Annotated in this window: 2 protein-coding genes; both read left to right on the top strand. The window is 48.2% G+C overall.

Going from position 1 to position 20,525, the window contains the following annotated elements; genetic code table 11:
• The first annotated feature begins 237 nt into the window (after positions 1-237).
• Positions 238-12,051, top strand: coding sequence for a retention module-containing protein (locus MDMS009_RS13255; protein ID WP_008291998.1), 11,814 nt, complete (start codon positions 238-240; stop codon positions 12,049-12,051).
• Between the two features lie 214 nt (positions 12,052-12,265).
• The gene (locus tag MDMS009_RS13250) at positions 12,266-20,488 is read left to right on the top strand and encodes a retention module-containing protein (protein WP_008291938.1); all 8,223 of its coding nucleotides are present in this window, start codon (positions 12,266-12,268) and stop codon (positions 20,486-20,488) included.
• Positions 20,489-20,525: the final 37 nt, after the last annotated feature.

Here is a 20,525-nt window from a genome sequence, read left to right as displayed (position 1 = left end):
TTCATATCATCATTCCTGATGGTAAATCTGTTAAAAACATCAATTATTTTGCTGATCTAAGCGAAATAACCCCAAATTAGTACCTTAGTACAATAGATCCCTTGCTTACTTCTGCGTAAAACTAGAGCCTGTAAATTTTTGTGATCAAGCCTCAGGTGGCTTTTTCACTCACTCAACAACAGTTGAAACGTAAATGAACGACATGTTCATTCAAAAAAAGGCTTGAAGGGAGATATCATGGCGACACAAATCGGCGTAATCAAAGCAGTACTGGGTACCGTCACCGCAACAGCAATGGATGGCTCGACTCGCACCTTACAAATTGGTGACCGAGTTTATGCAAACGAACTTATTTCTACTGGACAATCAGGTGCCGTTGAGATTGAATTCGCCGATGGCAGTGTGATGGATCTCGGAAGAAACAGCCAGGCGATGCTTGATAATGGCGTGTTTGATCCTGAGGCAACCTCTGTTGCAGATGCCCCATCTGAAGATATCCCCGAAGATGTCGCCGCTATTCAACAAGCGTTGTTGGATGGTGAAGATCCTACCGAAGTCGGTGAAGCCACTGCTGCTGGCGCTGGTGTGACCGGAACAGGTAATGAAGGCCATGAGGCTGTTTTTGTTAACTACCTGAATCCTGAAGTAACGCCTGAAGCTGGTTTCGATACAATCGGTGTTAACAACGAGATTGAAGATTTAGAAGAAGAACAGTTAATCGATGGCACGCCGACAGCGGGTACCATCACTGTCTTATTAGACGAAGATGATCTGTCTTCTTACAGAGATTTTGATTCGTCTGTCTTTTTGCAAAACCTATTGGGGCAGATTCAACCTGAATTTCAAACCGATACTAGCCTATTTTTATCAAATGGTTTCCACATGGGTGTGGGCGATACCGCCACGCCAGGTGATGACCTACCCTCACCAACGCCAACATTTTTTAGTGGTGCTTTAAATGCAAATTTCGGATCAGATGGTCCTGGCTCGATTAGCTTTAATCCTGTGGGGTCACAACCCTCTGGTCTGACCTCCGGTGGTCAACCTGTTCAAATTTGGGTATCTGCAGACGGTCTTACTCTGATTGGCTATATTGCAGCTGAGAATGGTGATTACCCTTACACTGTTCGTCAAATTAGTGAAGGCCCACAGTTTGACGGTGCCGAAATTATTTTCAGTGCTCAAATCGATCCTGCAACGCTGAATTTCAGTGCGGGTATCTATGGACCACTGGATCATGCTGATACCGCTGAAGAAGGCGCATTTGAAGAAAACCTGCTGATCAACATGGCCTTTACCATCACTGATTCAGATGGTGACTCTGCTCAGGGTATTGTTCAATTGAATGTGGACGATGACAGCCCTGTTATCGGCGAACAACAAGATTACCCTCAGGAAGGTCGTTTTACCGATTCGCCGTTTGATAATGGTGCTTCTGTTGATGAAGATGACACAGATAACGGCGTAGGTAATATCGATTCACCGGGTGATGACTATAGTTCGCCATACATCACACTCCCGATTAATTTTGGTGCTGATGGTCCTGCAGCCGAAAATCCGGTTGAAATCAGTGCAGAAGGCATCGTTGATCAGTTTGGCAACTCACTGACCTCGAATGGCGTTGAAGTTCAATTCAACTGGAATGCATTAACGAATACACTCGAAGGTACTGCTGACGGGCAACCTGTCATCAATATTCACGTAAGCGTTTGGGAATTCGGACCGGGTACACAAGTTAATATCGAACTGCTGGATAACCTCGATCATCCAGTAGGTGCTGATGGTGAGTCACTTGGAACTGAAGATAACCTGAATCTTGTTCTAAATTACACAGCCACCGATGCTGATGGCGATCAAGCTTATGGTAGCTTTGATCTGAGTATCGATGACGATATGCCTGTTATCGGCACACCAGAAGCGGTTTCTGTTGATGAAGAAGGTATCAACGGCAATGCGGGTGATAGTTATGCCGAGGGAGCAACTGTGGTTCTTGGGCAGCCAGCTGATGGGGTTGTAGATCACTGGCACTTTACTCACAGTGGCGGTGAATTGGTCATAAATATTGATAGCGAACGTTATGCTGGTGACCTAAATGGCGATAGTGTAACGGATTCGTTTGATAGCCAAATATATCTGTTCAATGCTGATACTGGTCAATTGGTTGGCACCGATGATGATGGCGATCCTGTTGATTGGTTAGACTCAGAGTTATCATTTAGCGATCTACCTGAAGGAAATTATCAACTCGCCATTGGTGACTGGGTTCTGACCGAAGCTGAAGCGAGAAGCGGGGCACATGATGGCCCGATGGGACCTTATCACATCAATTTCAGTACAGGAGTCGTGATCACCGCATTACCTGCTGGAGGCAGCATAATTACTGGTGATGACGGCGATGACCTTCCTGGCGAAGCAACCGTTGCTGGTGGAAGCCTTGCTATCAACTGGGGTGCAGATGATAACAACGATGCCGAGTCTGATTTTGATCGCAGTGTGGCATTCACAGAGCAAGTTGCGCCTGAAGGTCTGACAGCAGACGGCCAACCGGTCAGCTACAGTATCAATGAAGACGGTAGCATGTTGACCGCCTATACAGGCGAGCAAGGCACAGACAGCTACAGCGAAGTATTTACTGTCACGGTGTCTGATGAAGACAATGGTAGTTACACCTTCACATTACTGGGTAATTTAGACCACCCAGAAGCCAATACGGAAGATGATATCGACCTAAGCTTTGAGTTCATTGCTACAGACTCTGATGGCGACTCGGCTGTTGGTAGCTTCAATGTCACAGTGGATGATGATGCGCCTGTCGCTTCAGGCGAGACAGTTGAATTCACGATTGATGAAGATGACATCAGAACTGAACTGTCTGAAGGTAATGAGCCAAATGATGGTGATGACACGGATGGTTCCTTTACTGGTAGCCCGCTAAGCCCGTTTGATAATGGCCCGGCCAATGTCAGTGGTTCTGTTGCTTCTCTAGTCTCATTCGGCGCTGATGGCGCTGGTAGCTTCACCTTGGCGGATAACTTCGACGCGTTATTGGCTCAAAATCTGACGTCGCAAGGCGAAGCGCTGAGCTATTCTGTCGATGGTAATGTACTTACCGCAGAAGCGGATGGCCGTGAGGTGTTTACGCTGACACTGAACGAGAATGGTGACTTCACCTTCGCACTGAGTGATCAGCTGGATCATGCTGATGCTAACGGCGAAAATAACTTACCACTAGACCTATCTTCAGTGATTGTCGCTACTGATGCCGATGGTGATGCCATTACGCTGGAAAGTGGTTTTGTCATTAACGTCACTGACGACGTGCCTGAACAAGCTGGTTGGTTGCCTGAAGTCGGCATCGTGGAAGAAGAAGCATTGCCTTCTGGTAATCAGGAGCTTGATGACTTCATTACTACTATCGATCTCGGTCCCTTCGGCACGATCACAATTGCTGTAGATGGCTGGCCTGACACGGCCATCGCAACAGGTTCACTGGCTGACCAAGTCAATGTAGGTGCAGATGAACCTGCGACGTTCACACTTTCAGGTGATTACACACAACTTATTGCACAAAATCTGACATCAGATGACGAGCCACTTAGTTATGCCGTTCAAGGTAACACTTTGTACGCTGTGGCAAATCAAACTCCGATCTTCACCCTGACATTGGATGCGAATGGTGATTACACCTTCACATTAATGGGGCCGCTGGACCATGCTGATGGCATTCTGGAAGAAAACCTCCTGTCTATCGATTTCTCAACCTTGGTCGTTGTAACTGATGCCGATGGTGACCAAATCACTTTGGACGAAAACTTCTTCATTGAAATCGTCGATGACTCGCCTGAGGTCGGCAACAATGCAAGAGTTCGCCTTGATGATGATGCACTGGAAGGTGGTAACCCTGGTGGTCCAGGCGATAACACTGACTCTGCCAATGTCACCGGTACGCTGTCGCACAGTTTCGGTGCGGATGGTGGCAGTATCAGTTGGCAGACCAGTGGCGCACCAAACGGTTTCAGCTATGAAGCGGATGGTGATGACCTGCTCGTAAAACAGGATGGTGAAACTGTTCTGACACTGACGTTGGACCCGCAAACGGGCGAATATTCAGTGACGCAGAACGCGCCAATTGATCATCGCGATAACGGCAACAACAACGAAAACAATCAGAATTTCAATATTGGATACCTCGTCACTGATGGGGATGGCGACACGGCAACAGGTTCGCTGCGAGTCAATGTTGATGATGACACACCAACGGTTGCTGACTACGAAGTCAACACCATGCGCATCATCAGTGATGATGACACGGTCGCTGGTTTGAACGGTAATCCTGGTGGTGTCGGTGACAGTAACGAGTACAACCAAGTCAAAACCCTGCAATTCTCTGTGGGTGCAGACGGCGGTACGGTTGCGTGGAATACAGACACTAGTTCAGTTGAAGATGCGACAGCAGGTATCACTTTTGTAGTTGATGGTGATGGCTCGCTGTTGATCATGCAGGATCAAGGTGGGGCTGAACCCGTCCAAGTAGCCATTGTTACGTTGGATGAGAACACTGGTGATTATGTCTATACCCAAACAGCGAATGTACTGCACACACCGGGTAATGATGAAAATGAAGCGTCATTCAAACTTGGTTTCACTGTTACCGATGGTGATGGTGATACGGCTGATGGCTATGTGACATTATTGATTGATGATGACACACCAACGGTTGCTGACTACGAAGTCAACACCATGCGTATCATCAGTGATGATGACACGGTCGCTGGTTTGAACGGTAACCCTGGTGGTGTCGGTGACAGTAACGAGTACAACCAAGTCAAAACCCTGCAATTCTCTGTAGGTGCAGACGGCGGTACGGTTGCATGGAATACAGACACCAGTTCAGTTGAAGATGCGACAGCAGGTATCACTTTTGTAGTTGATGGTGATGGCTCGCTGTTGATCATGCAGGATCAAGGTGGGGCTGAACCCGTCCAAGTAGCCATTGTCACGTTGGATGAGAACACCGGTGATTATGTCTATACCCAAACAGCGAATGTACTGCACACACCGGGTAATGACGAAAATGAAGCGTCATTCAAACTTGGCTTCACTGTTACCGATGGTGATGGTGATACGGCAGATGGCTATGTGACATTATTGATTGATGATGACACACCAACGGTTGCTGACTACGAAGTCAACACCATGCGTATCATCAGTGATGATGACACCGTAGCAGGTTTGGACGGCAATCCGGGTGAAGGCGCTAATACAAACGACGGCGCAGGTACTGATAGTAAAGAATACAACCAGACGGGTACGCTGCAATTCTCTGCAGGTGCTGACGGTGGTACGGTTGCATGGAATACAGACACTAGTTCTGTTGATGATGCTACGGCGGGTATCAGCTTTAGCGTAAATGCTGAGGGTTCACTGATACTGACTCAACAGCAAGATGGTGTCCCTGTAGAAATTGCTGTTATCACATTGGATGAAAATACCGGCGACTACACATACACCCAAACAGGTAATGTGCTGCACACTGCTGGTGATGCCGAAAATGAAGCAGCGTTTACGCTTGGCTTCACGGTCACAGATGGTGATGGCGATACAGCGGATGGTCATCTGACTTTATTAATTGATGATGACACTCCTGTTATCACCAGCCAGCAAATCAACCTGCTGAGTGAATCTTTTGAAAACTTTGCACCAGAACTGTCTAACAATAATTGGACGGTAGTTGGTGAAGGTGGCGGCACCATCATTGGCAACAATGGTATTGAATGGACCGTAAACGGTGCCGGTATCGAAATTCAGACGGGTAATGTTGGTGGCAGTTCGGCTTCAGATGGTAATGCCCATGCTGAGTTGGATGCTCATGACAGCAATGGTGACGGTGGTACAACACTAACTGTATTGTCGACACAAGTTGATTTGCCGACACCTGACGCGATTCTAAGCTTTGACTTTAAACCACGTCCTGGCAGTGTTGCAGACAGTGATATCTCTGTTTCTCTGGGTGGCAACACAGTCACGCTAGATACCGATGCCGCTGGCAATATTGACTTTGGCACTTTGCCTGCAGGCGTTACAGCAACACAAAGTACCAGTGCGAATGGTTGGACAACCGTAACACTGAGCTTTACTGGTTTGGATACAGACAGTGCACAAACGCTGGCGTTTGAAGGTTTGGGTAATGCCAACAGTTTGGGTGGTTACCTAGACAATATTAACCTGAATGCTGGTGTTAGCCTGACGGTTGATGAATCAGCGCTGGCTGATGGCAACAGCGAAGCTGGTGCCTCTACGGTAGCAAGCTTCGATTTCAGCGGTTTCTTCACGGGTGAATTTGGTGCCGATGGTGCAGGTAGTGAAAGTTATAGCCTGAACCTGAATGGTAGCGATGTAGCATCTGGTCTTTTTGCTGTCGATAGTACCGATACGGTAACAACGGATGGTGATGGCTTCGGTCAAGGCTCAGAAATTGTCCTCAATGAAGTAAACGGTGACATTATCGGTTCTGTTGGTGGTGTTGAATATTTCACTATCAGTGTTAATGCTGAAACGGGTGAAGTAACACTGACACAGTTGGATAATATCTGGCAGCCTGATGCTCAAAACCCAGATGATTCACAATCGCTGGTATTGGACGCTGAAACGCTGAGTTTAATTAAAGAAATTACCGATGCGGATGCTGACAGTGCTAGTGCGTCGCTGGACCTGAGTGGTGGTCTGTTTAACTTTGAAGATGATGCACCAACTATCAGTTCAGAGCAGCCAGCTGTCAGTCTCGAAATGACCGTGACAAATCATAATGAAGTTAGCTCGGCAGGCTATAACAGCAGCTACGGCTACTACATTAAAGGCGAAAATGGTGATCCAACAGACGGTGTGATTATCTGGAACAACGTTCAGGATCCTGCCAATGAGTCTGCCACTGTAACGCTGGAAGGCGTGAGTGCAGATCAAGTCGGTTTCTTTATCATTCCTAACGGCTTTACTAACAACGGCGGTCTGGAAAATGATACGGAAGTCACGTTTGTTAAAGATAGTTCTGGACATTGGGAAGCGCAAGTAAACGGCCAACCTCTAGCCGGTTCTGGTAGTAATGTGTTGTTTGATGTTGCGGCATTAAATAACGATGGCCAAGACCATGTTCAAGATAACGCTCTAACTGGTAATCAGAACTGGGAAGACTTACAAATCCCGACGGGTGATGGTGATTACAACGACGTGAATGTGAATGTTGAGCTGACACGTGTTGGTGGCATCACCGTTGACGAAACGGATCTGGATAGTAGCGCTAGTGACTCAATGAACTTGGCCGGTAGCTTTGATATCAGCTTTGGTGCTGATGGTGAAGGCAATGTGGCATACGCATTATCTGTTGATACCGAGGTTGAAACCGGCCTGGTTGATACCTTGAGTGATAAACCTGTTCAACTGCGTATTAATGGTGCGGGTGAGGTAGAAGGCTACATCACGACTGATGATAACTTCGACCTTGTTGTATTTACCGCAAGTGTTGACGCTGCAGGTGAAGTCACGCTGACGCAACAACGTGCTGTTGAACATGATGATGTAGAAGACCACGACGAAGCATTATCTCCTGCGACAATTAATGCGGGTGCGATTGCTTTGGTTGCCACTGTGACCGATGCAGATGGCGATACAGCGGCCGATAGCATTGATGTGGGCGTGCTGTTTGCCTTCGAAGATGATGGTCCAAGTGTGGGTGAGCAGACTGCTACCGAAGTAGATGAGGGCGAGACTGTTGACGGTCAATTGGTCTTTGACGCTGGCGAAGATGGTGGTGAAGTCACCGCTGTGAATGGCACAACGTTAACCTTCGGCCAAGATGGTTTCTCTCAAGAAATCGAATTGGATCATGGCACACTGCAAGTTAAAGCCAATGGCGAGTATAGCTATAGCGTTGACAGTGGTTCTGTTGAGCAAGATGAAGTCGAGAACTTCAACTTTACTGTTACTGATGGTGACGGCGATACAGCTCAAGGTGCCGTGGCGATTACGATTGTGAATGCTCAGGTAGCTGACGTTATCACTCTGAATGATGTTACGGTCAATGAAGGTGACGGCACAGCCACAATCACAGGCAGTGTAGAAAATGCTGTCACTGGTACGCCACTAGTTATCACGCTGGACAATGGTGCAATCATTACCATTCCAGTTGGTGCCACTAGTGCTGATTCCACACCATTTGTTGTACAAGGCGATGATGTCATTATCGATGGTGAAGACTATACCGTGGGTGTCACTGGAACAACGGGCGGTGACTTCTCATCGCTGGATACTTCTGATACATCAACGGTCACCATTAACGACACTATTGATGATGTCACCGTTGTGCTGAGTGCAACCAACTCCACTAGCGAAGATGGCGGCAGCATTACCTATACAGCGAGCCTGGTTGATGGGGATAACAACCCCGTGACCACCGCTAATGCGATTACTGTGACCTTGGATAATGGTGAAACAATCACCATTGCCGCAGGTAGCAGCAGTAGTGACTCGGCTCCTGTTGCCGTTGAACGGGATGATGTCTATCTGGAAACAGACAGCATCGACAACAGCATCACTGGCGTTTCGGAAGCCAATGCAGGTAGTGATGGTGCCTTCGAGAACCTGGGGTATGACGCCAGCACTGTAAGCACCACCATCACTGACGATAGTGATGCGGTGACGGTGGTGCTGAGTGCAACCAACTCCACTAGCGAAGATGGCGGCAGCATTACCTATACAGCGAGCCTGGTTGATGGGGATAACAACCCCGTGACCACCGCTAATGCGATTACTGTGACCTTGGATAATGGTGAAACAATCACCATTGCCGCAGGTAGCAGCAGTAGTGACTCGGCTCCTGTTGCCGTTGAACGGGATGATGTCTATCTGGAAACAGACAGCATCGACAACAGCATCACTAGCGTTTCGGAAGCCAATGCAGGTAGTGATGGTGCCTTCGAGAACCTGGGGTATGACGCCAGCACTGTAAGCACCACAATCACTGACGATAGTGATGCGGTGACTGCAACACTAAGCACATCGACTACTGATATCTCTGAAGATGGTGGTGACATTATCTACACCGTTACTTTGACAGGTGGTCCGGGTGCTATAGATCCAGATGCTAACCTTGTTATCAACCTGGCTAATAGTGAGCAAGTGACCATTCTGGCAGGCCAGACTTCTGGTTCAGTGACAGCAACGTATACAGATGCTGAGATTACTAACCAAACAGCCATCACCAATAGTATTAGTGGGGTTGCGTCGGGTGGTACAGAGTATGAAAGCCTGCAAACAGCGGGTAGTACTTCGGTTGATGTGAATTACGGTCCTGTTATTGAAGACCTGACACCGCAAGCACAAGGTGGTGATGTCTCTGTTGATGAAGATGACTTAACAGATGGTTCAGATACATCTAAAGAGTCTACGACTCAGGAAGGCACATTCACCATCAGTGCAGCAGATGGTATTGATGATTTAACTATCGGTGGTGAAGCGGTTATTACAGATGGCGTGTTCTCAGCAACAAGCTTTACTACTGGATTAGGTAATACCTTATCAGTGACCGGTTTTGATGCAGGTACTGGTGAAATTACCTATACCTATGAGTTGGTTGACAACACCTTAACGCATGGGCCTGCCAACGATGGTCAGAACAATGTGTTCGAAAACTTTGATGTTGTTCTGAGTGATGTCGATGGTGACTTGGCTAATGACACCTTGTCAGTGGAAATTGTTGATGATGTGCCAACTGCAACAGCGGATAGTGTTGAATCTAACGAAGGTTCAAGTTCAACACTGGGAGCCGATCTGGTATTGATGATCGATAGATCAGGCAGTGTTAGTAACAGTGACCTTGATTCATTGAAGTCTTCACTGCAAACATTGTTTAACAATGGCTCGGTGCATTCAGTGTTTATTACATCGTTCTCATCTGGGGGGCAATTCCACGACTCTGGTGTTGATGGTGGATGGTTCACGAACCTTAATGATGCTATGAATGTGATTAATGGACTTTCCAGTGGAGGAACAACTGATTATGATGCCGCTCTTGAGGCTGTAACAGACAACTTCACTGCACCGCCTGCAGGTGGTGGTCAGTTAGTCTCTATGTTCATCTCCGATGGTGAGCCGAATGAGACTAATAACACAGGCAGTTATGGCATTATCGGTAGTGAGGAAGCTAACTGGATTAACTTCCTTGATAGCAATGGTTTTGATGACTCCTATGCTGTTGGTTATAACGGTCTGGATAGTGGTGATATAGGTTATCTGGAACCCATTGCCTGGACTGAGGGTGAGACAAGTTCTACCTACACTGGCTCAGATGATGACAATGTCATTATTCTGGATGATATAGATGATTTGGCTGTAACATTCGGCTCGACTGTGACAGCTACGCCAAATCCTGTGATAGGCAATGTGCTGGATAATGACGAAGCTGGTGCAGATGGTTATGGGACGCCTATCTTGGTTGATGTGACCTATGATGGTAATACCGTTACCTTCAGCGGTTCTACAACATCTGCAACGTTCGACACGGATGCAGGCACCGTGGTGATTAACAGTGATGGCAGCTACGAGTTCACCGGGTTATCTGACACTGATACGGATGTAAGTTCAGTTATCAACTACACCATGCAGGATGCGGATGGCGACCAAGCTAGTAGCAATCTGACTGTTAGCACACAAGACAGTGTGCCAGTAGCTGAGAATGATACTGACTCGGTTGAAGAAGCCACTTGGTCATTTGATGGGACTGAGTTTGCCACTGTTACGACTGAAAACTGGAGTGATACACCTGACCAAGATTCTTACAATATCAATCACAATATAAATCCTGGTTGGTCGGCTGATGCTGCAACAACGGGTAATATCGAGATTGACGCCGATAATGACCATCAAGCAAATATCTTGATAGACATTGATATTTCAAGTTATAGGTCAGACGATCAAATTCTCGCTCAACTATATAAAGTTGTGGATGGAGGAAGTGACCAGTTGGTAGAGAATGTTGACATTAATTTTGACCAAACAGTCAGTTTCGATGGAATCGATGAAAGTGGTCAGTATTATGTCCGCTTGTATGGCGATGACAATACCTGGAGTGGCAATTTAAGAGCCTCTATGAGTAATTTGAGAGTCAACTCGTTTGACTTCACTCAAAATACCTACTCAACCACAGTAAATACCGCTGCGCTTGCTGCATTAGCAGCCGCTACTGGCAATGTGTTAGCCAATGATGACGCGGGTGCAGATGGTGGTTTGTCTGTGACCGTGGTGAACGGTGATCCAGTCAGTGGTAGCACCGATATTGATGGGCTGTACGGCACATTAACCATTGATGAAAACGGTGATTATAGCTACACACCAAATGCAGAAGACTTACCAGCAGGTAGTAGTGAAAGCTTTACCTACACGGTAGTGGATGCGGACGGTAGTGAAGATACTGCTACGTTAACCATCGACATCAATGACCATGACTACGTGGTTGATGAAAACGATAACGTCGTGGTCGCTGATGCTGCTGGTGAAAGTGTGAGTGCTCTGGGTGGAGACGATGTCTTAATAGGCTCTGACCAGGCTGATACGCTTAATGGTGGTGCTGGTGATGATAACCTGATGGGTAATGGCGGCGACGATACCCTGATTGGTGGTGCCGGTAACGACATTCTGACCGGTGGTGCTGGTGCTGATATCTTCCAGTGGAATGATGGCGATGAAGGTACAGCTGGTTCGCCGGCAGTAGATTTCATCACTGATTTCAGTGCTGCTGAAGGTGACTCGCTGGATCTGGCTGACTTGCTGCAAGGTGAAGAGTCGGGTGATATCACTGACTATATCAGCGTGGCCCAGAATGGTAGTGACGTAGTTATTGAAGTCACGCCAGAAGGCAACGGTGGTGATATGAATCAGATTATCACTTTGCAAAACACCACGGTGGATCAGTTGGCAGGTGGAGATACTTCCGGTATGTCACAAGCCGACATTATCAACACACTGATTACAAACGGTCAGCTGAATGTAGACCAAAGTTGATAGTCTCGTCTAAATAACTTAATCAAACCTTAAGGCCGGCTTTTTAGTCGGCCTTTTTTTATGTTGTGTAACAGTTATGTACAGGCTTTCGTAACATATTTCTTACACTGTACCAAAGTACACTATCCACCCCGTAAAAAAAGGAGCAGATTAAAAGTCACACTTTAGCTTTGCGTCAAAAGACCGTGTTTTAGTTCTATAGGAGGACAGGATCATGGCTACACAAATCGGCGTTGTAAAAGCACTTATTGGTAACGTCACTGCGACGGCAACCGATGGTTCTTCCAGAACTCTTCAAGTTGGTGATAATGTCTATGCCAACGAACTCATAACGACAAATATTGCAGCAGCTATCGAAATAGAATTAAACGATGGCAGTGTGATGGACTTGGGGCGAAGCTCTCAGGTCATGCTGGATAACGCCGTTTTTGATCTTTCCGCTACGACTACAGTTGCGACTGAAACTGATGATGTGCCTGATGATATCGCTGCGATTCAGGCGGCGTTATTGGCCGGTGACGATCCTACTGAGGTGGGCGATGCCACGGCTGCTGGTGCAGGGGTTGTTACTGGAAATGAAGGCCATGCCCCCGTATTTGTTGACTACCTGAATCCTACCGTCAGACCTGAGGCAGGCTTCGATACGATTGGTGTGTTCAATGAATACGACTTGCCTGAAGAAGACATTATTATTCTGGATGAGGAAGACGGCTCACCAACTACGGGTAACACCGAAGTGTTTGTCGATGAAGATGACTTAGGTGGCGATATCCAGATCAGTTTTGTTGGACCCTCTGCCATTATCACAGCGTTTGGGTCTGATACGGACTATTTCACTACTTTTCCATTCAAGTTTGGCAATAATGATGAAGAACCAGGGGACGATCTGCCTCCCAACTCATCTACTACGCAGACCGGTAAGTTAAACGCCAGCTTTGGTAGTGATGGTGCTGGCAGTGTCGGTTTCCAAGCTGAAGCTGCTCAACCTTCGGGCTTAACGTCCGGCGGCCAGCCTGTTTTATTTTGGGTATCGGCGGATGGCAGTATGTTAGTGGGCTACACGCTGACAAGTGATGATTATTATGGTGATTATGATTTTGTGCGTATTGACCAAAATTATGAATTTCAGCCTTATGGTATGGCTGAAATTATTTTCACCGCTGAAATACCTGACTCCGGTACGACTGATTATGCTTTCACATTGCATGGCCCTCTCGATCATGCGCCTGGCGAATCAGAAAACAATCTATTCATCGATTTGGCTTACACCATTATTGATAGTGATGGCGACGCTGCGAGTGGCGTCTTACGCGTTAATGTTGATGATGATGTGCCTGTGCGTGCAGAAGGTGATGAAGAGCAAGCTCAAATTATTGCCCAAGTGCATGAAGAGGGTATGTCGACTTTATTGGGTGATGCTGGGGATTTATCTGAAGGTAACCGTGATGGTGGTTTGCTCACGGACGATGAAACCGGTTCACATATAGCAGGTTCTTTGCATTATGTGGTTTCTGTTGGTGCCGATGCGCCTGCTACATTCAGCTTGATTGATGACAGTGCCACGCTCAATGAACTGCTACCCGGTCTCTACTCCCAAGGAGAGTCAGTAACCTACAGTGTGAGTGGCGATTCAGATGTCTCTGTATTGACGGCAATGGCGGGTGGTCGTGTTGTGTTTACCATGACTGTTCATAGTAATGGCGACTGGTACTTTGACCTCGATGATCAGTTGGATCACGCTGCCGGTGATGGAGAAAACTTTACTCTGCTGACTGGTGATGGTGGCTACGATATTTCTACCGTTGGCAGCATTGATTTCACGAAAATACTGAAAGTCACTGATGCCGATGGCGATGAACTTGTCTGGACCGATGATGATGTAGAAGTCTTCGCCGTTCAGGTTCAGGATGACGTGCCTACGCTGGTTTCTGTCAGTGGTGAGTTTAACCCGGTTACAGCGCTGGTAGCCGAAGATGCTTTATCCACCGCTGTGGAAGCAACGGACAGTTCTGAAGGTATTCTCGACGCCGGTCAGGATAACAGTGATGATGAAGCGAGCGGTGTTGCAGGTGATCTGAGTAGTCTGATTGTCGTCAATGACGGTGCCGATGAACCTGTCTCTGTGACATTTGGTTTGCAAGCAGATACCAGTGGTTTACCCACGCTTTACTCAAACGGCGAGGCGGTGAGTTATAGCGTTGACGGCAATGTGCTCACTGCAATGGCTGGCGGTACTATTATCTTCACCCTGACCGTTAATGCCGATGGCAGTTGGGCCTTTGATCTCGACGATCAACTCGATCACGTTGATACCGACAGTGATACCACCACTGACTTGGTGACTGGACCAGGGAGTTCGGTCGGCAGTATCGACTTTTCATCTATCATCACCGCCAGTGTCGAAGATTTCGATGGTGATGTTGCGACTCTGAATGGACTGAATGCGGGTCTGTTTACGATCAGTGTGCAAAATGATGTGCCGGTCGCCAACAATGAAACGCCAATTGCTCTCACCGAAGGTGATGCGGCTATTAATGGCAATGTTCTGACAAATGATGTCCCCGGCGCGGATGAGCCGATTACGCTCACACATGTTGATTTGGGTGATGGGTTTGTGGATATCACCACAGGTACTGATTTGGGCTCTGGTAATTATGGCTTCAGTATTGATGGTGTGGGTGACTACAGCTTCAATGCTAATGGCAACTGGACATTTGAACCCGCTGACAGTGTGAATAACACCGAGGGTGATGTCGATGCCAGCTTCTCTTATCGGATTGAAGATGCGGATGGTGATAATGCCGAAGCCATGCAACCAATTTCGATTGCGGATGGCCAAGATCCACTGGCTGGAGAACCCATCACGCTGAGTCTGGATGACCAGAACCTCGCTGATGGCTCTACACCTGCTGTTGATGATTTCGACACCGGAAGCATCGTATTCACACCGGGCAGTGATCCGATAGCCAGTATTGTGTTCAGCATGGATCTGAGTGGTTTGGATCCAAGCCTGACTTGGGAACGAGTGAATGATAATCAGATTATCGGCCGTGATGGTGTTGACGATATCGTCACACTGGATTTGGGTGTGATCGGTGATACCGCCACTATCACTGCAACACTGAATAACAATTACGATAGTCACCCAACCGTCAATGTCGATGACTTGAAAGCATTGGGTAGCATGGGCGTAGTGGCTACCGATATTGATGGTGATACAGCAACCGGCATAGTCAATGTCGAAGTATCGGATGATCTGCCAACGGCTGTTAACGATGGCCCTGAAACGGTCACCGAAGACGCGACCAGCTTTGTATCGGGTAATGTACTGGATAACGACGATGCCAATGCCGACCAGGCTGCTGCGTTTGTCGGCTGGAGTGGTGCTGATGCTGCGACGATTGCGACATTAAATAGCTTTGGTACGCTGGTTCAAAATGGCGATGGCAGCTGGAGCTACACCTTAGATAACAGCTTAGCGACCACGCAAGCACTGACGGCTGCCGACACGATGGATTACGTGTTGAACTACACCATGGCGGATGCCGACGGTGATGAAGACACGGCGACGCTCACCATTACCATTAAGGGGGCTGACGACGATGCGACGGTAGAAACCGCCCAGGCTGAAGGCCCGGATGCCACTGTTTATGAAGCGGGTCTGAACCCAGATGGCAGTGATGCGGCGAGTGACAGTGAAACCGTTACCGGCAGCTTTGATGTGTCTGCGAGTGACGGTATTATCAATGTCGTGATTGGCGGCGCCACCTTTACGTTGGCTGAAGTGCAAGCGTTTGATGGCAGTGATAGTGTCACTACGGGAGAAGGTACGTTGACACTAACCGGGTATACCGGCGATGCGATGGGTGGCACGATTGCATACAGCTACACCTTAGATGGCACGATTGATAACGACAGTATCGTACCAAGCGGTGATGATGCTGTGACACTGGCACACTTTGATGACAGCGTTGAAATTAGCGTGAATGGTATTGGTGGCACGACAGCCAGTGATGACTTAGTGATCCGGGCGATTGATGACACCCCAACGGCTGTTAACGATGGCCCTGAAACGGTCACCGAAGACGCGACCAGCTTTGTATCGGGTAATGTACTGGATAACGACGATGCCAATGCCGACCAGGCTGCTGCGTTTGTCGGCTGGAGTGGTGCTGATGCCGCGACGATTGCGACATTAAATAGCTTTGGTACGCTGGTTCAAAATGGCGATGGCAGCTGGAGCTACACCTTAGATAACAGCTTAGCGACCACGCAAGCACTGACGGCTGCCGACACGATGGATTACGTGTTGAACTACACCATGGCGGATGCCGACGGTGATGAAGACACGGCGACGCTCACCATTACCATTAAGGGGGCTGACGACGATGCGACGGTAGAAACCGCCCAGGCTGAAGGCCCGGATGCCACTGTTTATGAAGCGGGTCTGAACCCAGATGGCAGTGATGCGGCGAGTGACAGTGAAACCGTTACCGGCAGCTTTGATGTGTCTGCGAGTGACGGTATTCTCAATGTCGTGATTGGCGGCACCACCTTTACGCTGGCTGAAGTGCAAGCGTTTGATGGCAGTGATAGTGTCACTACGGGAGAAGGTACGTTGACACTAACCGGGTATACCGGCGATGCGATGGGTGGCACGATTGCATACAGCTACACCTTAGATGGCACGATTGATAACGACAGTATCGTACCAAGCGGTGATGATGCTGTGACACTGGCACACTTTGATGACAGCGTTGAAATCAGCGTCAACGGACTTGGTGGCACGATGGCCAGTGATGACTTAGTGATCCGGGCGATTGATGACACCCCAACGGCTGTTAACGATGGCCCTGAAACGGTCACCGAAGACGCGACCAGCTTTGTATCGGGTAATGTACTGGATAACGACGATGCCAATGCCGACCAGGCTGCTGCGTTTGTCGGCTGGAGTGGTGCTGATGCCGCGACGATTGCGACATTAAATAGCTTTGGCACGCTGGTTCAAAATGGCGATGGCAGCTGGAGCTACACCTTAGATAACAGCTTAGCGACCACGCAAGCACTGACGGCTTCCGACACGATGGATTACGTGTTGAACTACACCATGGCGGATGCCGACGGTGATGAAGACACGGCGACGCTCACCATTACCATTAAGGGGGCTGACGACGATGCGACGGTAGAAACCGCCCAGGCTGAAGGCCCGGATGCCACTGTTTATGAAGCGGGTCTGAACCCAGATGGCAGTGATGCGGCGAGTGACAGTGAAACCGTTACCGGCAGCTTTGATGTGTCTGCGAGTGACGGTATTATCAATGTCGTGATTGGCGGCGCCACCTTTACGTTGGCTGAAGTGCAAGCGTTTGATGGCAGTGATAGTGTCACTACGGGAGAAGGTACGTTGACACTAACCGGGTATACCGGCGATGCGATGGGTGGCACGATTGCATACAGCTACACCTTAGATGGCACGATAGATAACGACAGCATCGTACCAAGCGGTGATGATGCTGTGACACTGGCACACTTTGATGACAGCGTTGAAATTAGCGTCAACGGACTTGGTGGCACGACAGCCAGTGATGACTTAGTGATCCGGGCGATTGATGATGTTCCTGCTGCCGAGGATTACATTGGTGGTAGCTATGCAGAAGGCAGTAGTAACAACGTTGTCGCCGCCGATGCAGCTTCAACTCTGGGTATTGCCGGCGGGGCAGATGGTCTGAATAGTACTCTGCCGGCAATTAGTTTCACAGGTGGTCAGGGCAGTCTGTTTATCAATGGTAGTGGTCAGTTGATTTATACACCACCGGCTAATGTGGTCAACCCGGGTGGTGCTCCGGTCAGTGATGTCTTTAGTTATACCGTGACTGATAATGACGGTGACTTTGTGACCAAACAGGTAACAGTAGGTATCACTGATACTGGTGTGACCGAACTGAGTGCGAGCAATGCTCTGGTTGATGAAGATGATTTGCCAATGGGCAATGATGATAGTGCAACCGGTGATGATAACCCTATCACTAGCGGCACTATAAGCTACACCGTCGGGGCTGATGGCTTTGACAGTGTCAGCTTATCAACCACCGCTGATACTACCGGTCTGATGACACATGATGGTGATGCAGTCGATACCATCTGGGACAGTGGCAGTAATACGCTGATTGGTTATGTTGCCGGCACTGACAGTAGTGATGCAGCTAACCAGGTGTTTACCGTCACACTGACAAACATCAATGCGAGTGGTGCTGATTATGATGTGACGTTGTTGCAAGCGGTGAAGCATCCGGATGCGGACAATGAAAACAATGTCGACTTCACGGTTAATGTCAGTGTGCTCGATAATGATGGCAGTGAGGGCATAACCAGCTTCAATGTGAGTATTGATGATGATGTGCCTGTCGCCTCTCCTGAAGAAAACAGTGGTGAAGCGACGTTGGAAGTGAATACCAACCTGATGATGATCCTAGATGTGTCAGGCAGCATGAATGATTCTGCCAACTTCCAGGGTATGACCCGTTTGCAAGTGATGATTAAGTCCAGTCTTGAGCTGTTGGACCAATACGATGCTTATGGTGATGTCATGGTTAATATCATCACCTTTGCTACCAGTGCTTCTAACCCTAGTGGTGGCTGGGTAACAGTCGACCAGGCTAAGGCTATCATTCTGGGGCTGACAGCAGGGGGAAATACTAACTACGATGATGCCCTGAACGATGCCATCAACGCTTTTGCCCTTGGCGGCAAACTTGGAGATGGACAAAATATTTCCTACTTCATGTCGGATGGTGAGCCAAATTCCAATAATGTCAGCAATTCGGCCACTGTACCTGATGGAAATAACAACCTGGGCGGTGGTAGCGGTATTGATTCCGATGAGGAAGATGACTGGATTGATTTCCTTGAACTCAACAATATCAATTCATTCTCACTGGGAATGGGCACAGGTGTCGATGAAGATGAGTTGGACCCAATTGCCTATGATGGAGTGGAAGAAGTCGATACGGACTCCATCGTGGTCTCTGACTTTGCCGACTTGCAGGCCACGCTAATAGGCACCATAGATGTCCCACCGCTTTCCGGCAACTTAATTGATGGTGGCGCAGGTGCTGATGAGGGCTGGATTTATTCGGTTACCGTTGGTGGCGTCAATTATATTTACGAACAGCCAAACGATAACCAATCTGTTAGTGGTGGGGCTTCCAATGGTTCGTTTGATGACACGACCAATGTGTGGACTATCACTACGCCTGAAGGCGGTACGCTCACCATCGATATGGATACCGGTGACTATGAGTATTTTGGCCCGGATGTGGTGTTGTCTGAAGTACAAGAGGTGTTTACCTTCACTATCAGTGATTATGATGGGGATATGGATTCCAGTACCTTGACGGTAACGATTGATCCGGCAGCTGGTCCGATGATTGTTCGTGATGACTTTGTACTGACCAACCAAGATCCGGTTGATATTCCCGACTGGGCGCTACTAGCCAACGATACCGGCCCAGACAGTGGCAGTCAGATTGTCTCTGCTGTCTTCAATGCGGATGAAGGCAGCGTGACGGATAATGCTGACTCCATCGAATTCGATGATAACGATACCGATGGTGGTAGCTTTAGCTATACCAACACTGCCGGTACTCGTTCGGATGATGGAAATGTTTCTGTAGAACGTCAGTCTGGCGATACGATTCAGGGCGATTACCTGGATGAAATCCTGATTGGTGGTTCTGATGCTGAGACACTCAATGGTGGTGCGGGTAACGATATCCTGATTGGTGGGGATGGCTCTACAGCATCGATTGTACCGAGAACAGTGAACGCTTTTGTCTCAGGAGGGGCGACTAACGGTAGTAATAACAACCAGTACAGCTTCGCCTTTGTTGCCGGTGCCGGACTCTATATTACTGAGATCAGGATAGATGTAAGTGGCATTGGTACTTTCAACCAATCTGGCGGGGGTAGTAAAGCCTTCACGATAGGCAGCTCGACAGATATCAATTTGGCGGATATCACAACAGTCACCTCAGGAGACACAACTGAATTAGTGATAACCTTTGATCCAAATGCTTTCATTGAAGGTGAAACACTCTACTTTGGCATTGATGCTAATGATGGCGATGAAGACCTTGATCATGGGGGAGATTTTGGTGATGAGAATGTACCATTCAGTGTTAGCTTCAATGACGGTGTGACTATCAACAGCAACTATGTAGATGGCCCTGGAAGTGGTACCAATGGAGACACTAGCCAGGGAACTGCGCAAATTACTGCAAATACCGTTTCAGATGACGTACTTAATGGCGGAGCAGGAGATGATATCCTCCAGGGCGGTGGCGGTAACGATCTGCTGTCTGGTGGTAACGGTGACGATATCTTTATGTGGAGAGCCGGAGATGATGGCACAGTCGGCTCACCAGCCATGGATGAATGAGGACAGATGGATTAAGTAAGACGGGATATAACGGGAT

This window comes from Methylophaga thiooxydans DMS010, from assembly GCF_000156355.1.
Lineage (GTDB): Bacteria > Pseudomonadota > Gammaproteobacteria > Nitrosococcales > Methylophagaceae > Methylophaga > Methylophaga thiooxydans.
This window is presented reverse-complemented; position numbering and strand designations above follow the sequence as displayed.

What these genes read in the sequence shown, in the direction of transcription:
- MDMS009_RS13255 (WP_008291998.1), top strand. Translation starts at nt 238, where the DNA reads ATGGCGACACAAATCGGCGTAATCAAAGCAGTACTGGGTACCGTCACC.
- MDMS009_RS13250 (WP_008291938.1), top strand. Translation starts at nt 12,266, where the DNA reads ATGGCTACACAAATCGGCGTTGTAAAAGCACTTATTGGTAACGTCACT.